The 3,867-nt window shown below is 73.6% G+C and carries 4 protein-coding genes; 3 read left to right on the top strand and 1 reads right to left on the bottom strand.

Going from position 1 to position 3,867, the window contains the following annotated elements; genetic code table 11:
* The first annotated feature begins 333 nt into the window (after positions 1-333).
* Together ybiA and AC2CHG_RS30440 are read left to right on the top strand one after the other, a co-directional pair.
* The gene (gene ybiA / locus AC2CHG_RS30445; protein WP_262011826.1) at positions 334-894 is read left to right on the top strand and encodes a riboflavin biosynthesis intermediates N-glycosidase; all 561 of its coding nucleotides are present in this window, start codon (positions 334-336) and stop codon (positions 892-894) included.
* A 41-nt stretch (positions 895-935) separates the two neighbouring features.
* On the top strand, positions 936-1,445 hold the full coding sequence (locus AC2CHG_RS30440) for an NUDIX domain-containing protein (RefSeq protein WP_262011827.1): 510 nt from the start codon (positions 936-938) through the stop codon (positions 1,443-1,445).
* A gap of 47 nt (positions 1,446-1,492) precedes the next feature.
* Here AC2CHG_RS30440 and AC2CHG_RS30435 read toward each other — a convergent pair whose 3' ends face one another.
* Complete coding sequence (locus AC2CHG_RS30435; protein ID WP_262011828.1) at positions 1,493-2,659, bottom strand: LLM class flavin-dependent oxidoreductase; 1,167 nt, start codon at positions 2,657-2,659, stop codon at positions 1,493-1,495.
* A 143-nt stretch (positions 2,660-2,802) separates the two neighbouring features.
* On the opposite strand from AC2CHG_RS30435, the gene AC2CHG_RS30430 reads away from it, so the two are divergent.
* Complete coding sequence (locus AC2CHG_RS30430; protein ID WP_262011829.1) at positions 2,803-3,771, top strand: sulfonate ABC transporter substrate-binding protein; 969 nt, start codon at positions 2,803-2,805, stop codon at positions 3,769-3,771.
* Positions 3,772-3,867: the final 96 nt, after the last annotated feature.

Below are 3,867 nucleotides of genomic sequence, written 5' to 3'. Positions count from 1 at the left end.
ACTACATCCCCCTCACCCCCACCCCCACGATCCACAACCCCTGACACATCTATCGGGACTTCCCGTTGACACATGTCCCGGGACATGACAGTCCCCATAGGGGCCTCTTCCTACCAAGATCTCTCTGGATCCCGGGATGCGGAACGCGCTTCCCTCAAAGTGGGACGTCGCGCCTCGTGAGGCGGGCAGGAGGCAGGCTCCGGGCGACTGCGTCGACGGGTGACGCGCGACGGGCGGCGAGACGTTCAACGTCGGTGCGCGGGAGGCGCGCGGTGCCTTGCCGGGGGCGAAACGCGGGGGTGGGATGTCGGTGGGGTGGGGCAGACTGCGGGCATGTCGATCCGTACCGTCGCCGACCTGACCGCCGCGCTCGACGCCGGTCGGACGGTCAAGTACCTGCACTTCTGGGGGCACCGGCCACGGCCTGACGGCAGCATCGGCGCGAGCTGCCTCAGCCAGTGGTGGCCGGCGGCGTTCACTGTGGACGGCCGGGAGTTCGCCACCGCCGAGCACTGGATGATGTGGCACAAGGCCACCCTCTTCGGTGACGACGCGGTCGCCGAGCGGGTGCTGGTGGCCGGGCATCCGCACCGGGCCAAGGCGCTCGGCCGGCAGGTCCGTGACTTCGACGAGGCGACCTGGACGGCCCGCCGGTACGAGATCGTGGTGGCCGGCAGTGTCGCCAAGTTCGCCCAGCACGAGCCGCTGCGGCGGTTCCTGCTCGGCACCGGCGACCGGGTGCTCGTCGAGGCCAGCCCGACCGACCGGATCTGGGGCATCGGCCTGACCGCCGACGATCCGCGCGCCGCCGACCCGGCGACCTGGCGGGGCGACAACCTCCTGGGGTTCGCCCTGATGGAGGCGCGCGCCGCGCTCGCCGGCCCGAGGGGGTGACGCCTGACCTCGGGCGACAGGTGCGGGTAACGTGCTGCGGCGTGACCGCGTACTCGCACTGCTCGTTCTGCGGCGCGGCCTACCCGGCGGGCGCCGGGTGGCCGCGTGTCTGTTCCTCCTGCGGCGAGACGGTGTGGCGCAATCCGCTGCCGGTGGCGGTGGCGGTGCTGCCGGTCCGCACGCCGGAAGGGCTCGGCGTGGTGGTGGTACGCCGCGACATCGAACCGGCCCGGGGGCGGCTCGCGCTGCCGGGCGGCTTCATCGAGTACGGCGAGGAGTGGTCCGAGGCGCTCGTCCGCGAGCTGCGGGAGGAGACCGGCCTGCTGGCGGAGGCCGGCGAGGCGCGGCTGTTCGCGGTGCACGGCGCCCCGGCGGGCGGCACCATGATGGTCTTCGGGGTGCTGCCCGAGCGGCCGGTCGGTGACCTGCCGCCGTCGGCACCGACCGAGGAGGCCACCGAGTGGCTGGTGCTCACCGATCCGGTCGAGCTGGCCTTCTCCACGCACACCCGGGTGCTGGCAGACTTCCTCGCCGGTCAACGCCCGCTCTGACCGGAGCCGGTGGCCGCCGGACGGACCGGCGGCCACTCGCGGCGCGGTCAGCCGCGGGCCGGGACGGGCTGGGGTGAGAACGGCACGGCGGCCGGCGCCTCGGTCTCCGGCTCACCGGCCGGGTGCCGCCACAGCCCGCGCCGCCGCAGGATCGGCAGCACGCCCTCGCCGAACCAGTACGCCTCCTCGAGGTGCGGGTGGCCGGAGAGGATGAACTCGTCCAGGCCGAGCGCGTGGTACTCGGCGATCCGGTCGGCGACCTCGGTGTGGCTGCCGACGAGTGCGGTGCCCGCGCCGCCGCGTACCAGCCCGAATCCGGCCCACAGGTTCGGCGAGACCTCCAGCCCGTCGCGGGAGCCGCCGTGCAGGTCGAGCATCCGCCGCTGCCCCTCGGACTCGCTGCGCCGCAGCCCGTCCTGCACCGCGCGCACGTCGGCCTCGGGGATGCCGTCGAGCAGCTTGCGCGCCTGGGCCCACGCCTCCTCGGCGGTGTCCCGGCTGATCACGTGCAGCCGGATGCCGTAGCGCAGTTCGCGACCGGCCTCGGCGGCGAGCCCGCGGATCCAGTCCAGCTTGCCGGCCACCTGGGCCGGCGGCTCGCCCCAGGTGAGGTACACGTCGCTGTGCCGTACCGCCACCGGCCCGGCCGCGCCGGACGACCCGCCGAAGTAGACCGGCGGCACCGGGTCGGGCACCCGGCTGAGCCGGGCGCCCTCGACCCGCACGTGGGCGCCGTCGTGGTCGACCGTCTCGCCGCGCCACAGCGCCCGCACCACGTGCAGGAACTCGTCGGTACGCGCGTAGCGGGCGTCCTTGTCCAGGAAGTCGCCGTACGCGCGCTGCTCGGCCGACTCGCCGCCGGTGACCACGTTGAGCAGCAGCCGCCCGCCGGACAGGCGCTGGAACGTGGAGGCCATCTGCGCGGCGAGGGTGGGTGAGAGCAGGCCGGGCCGGAACGCGACGAGGAACTTCAGCCGCTCGGTGACCTCGCTGAGCATGGCGGTGGTCAGCCAGGCGTCCTCGCACCAGGCGCCGGTGGGGGTGAGCGCACCGGCGAAGCCGAGCTGCTCGGCGGTGCGGGCGATCTGCCCCAGGTACGCCACGCTCGCGGGCCGCGCGCCACCGGCCGTGCCGACCGGTACGCCGTGTCCGCCGCCCACGATGTCCCGGCTGTCGCCGTAGGTCGGCAGGAACCAGTGGAAGGTGAGCGACATGGTGTACCTCCGGTGCGGGATGGGACGGGTCGCCTCCTGAGTGGTGGGACGACCACGCCGACACCCTACCCATAAAACCTATCGGGTTGGTAGGTTGCTGTCGCCCGCCGACGGCCGGGCCCATCCCTCCCCGAGGAGTCGCCATGCGTACCCCCAGAACCCGCCGCCGGCCGCTGGCCGCGCTGCTCACCACCCTCGCGCTGCTCGCCGCGACGGCGCTGACGGCCTGCGGCGGCGAGGCGGCCGACGCCAGCGGCGGCGACGGCCCGCTGCGGATCGGCTACCAGCGCTTCGGCGGGCTCAGCCTGGTCAAGGCGCGCGGCGACGCGAAGAACGTCACCTGGTCGCTGTTCGAGAGCGGCCCGGCGCTGACCGAGGCACTGAAGGCCGGCTCGATCGACATCGGCCAGGTCGGCGAGGCGCCACCGGTGTTCGCCGCCGCCGGAAAGATCCCCTTCTCCGTGATCGGCACGTCGGCGCCGATCCCGCAGGGCGAGGCGGTGCTGGTCAAGGCGGACAGCCCGTATCGTGGATTCGCCGACCTGCGCGGGAAGACGGTCGCGCTGAACAAGGGCTCCAACGTGCACTGGCTGCTGGTCAAGCTGCTGGAGGCGAACAGGATGACGCTCGCCGACATCAACGTGAAGTACCTCAAGCCCGCCGAGGGGCGGCCCGCGTTCGACAACGGGCAGGTCGACGCGTGGATCATCTGGGATCCGTACTTCGCGCTGGCCGAGCAGCCGGGCGTACGGGTGCTCGCCGACGCCACCGGCCTGGCCGGCAACCGCGAGTACGTGCTGGCCGCACCGGACGCGGTGAAGAACCGCACCGACGACGTACGCGCGTTCCTGGACACGTACCGGCAGACCACCGACTGGGGTATCGCCCACCCGGGCGAGCGGGCCGCCGTCCTCGCCCCGGAGCTGAAGATCCCGCTCGACGTGACCACCCGGGCGCTGGCCCGCAGCGCCAAGCCGCTCGCCCCGGTCACCCCGGAGATCGGCGCGGAGTTGCAGGCCATCGCGGACAGCTTCGTGGAGCTGAAGCTCGTACCCGGACCGGTCGACATCGCCGGACGGGTGGACGGCCGGTTCAACGAGGCGTTCCAGTGAGCGGTCCGGCGCTGGCCGAGGCGGCCGCTCCGGTCGTACCCGAACGGGCGACGCCGCGGCGGTCGCGGGCCCGCGCGTCGCGGCGGTGGCGGCGCG

Source organism: Micromonospora sp. ATLC20 (genome assembly GCF_057196585.1).
This window is presented reverse-complemented; position numbering and strand designations above follow the sequence as displayed.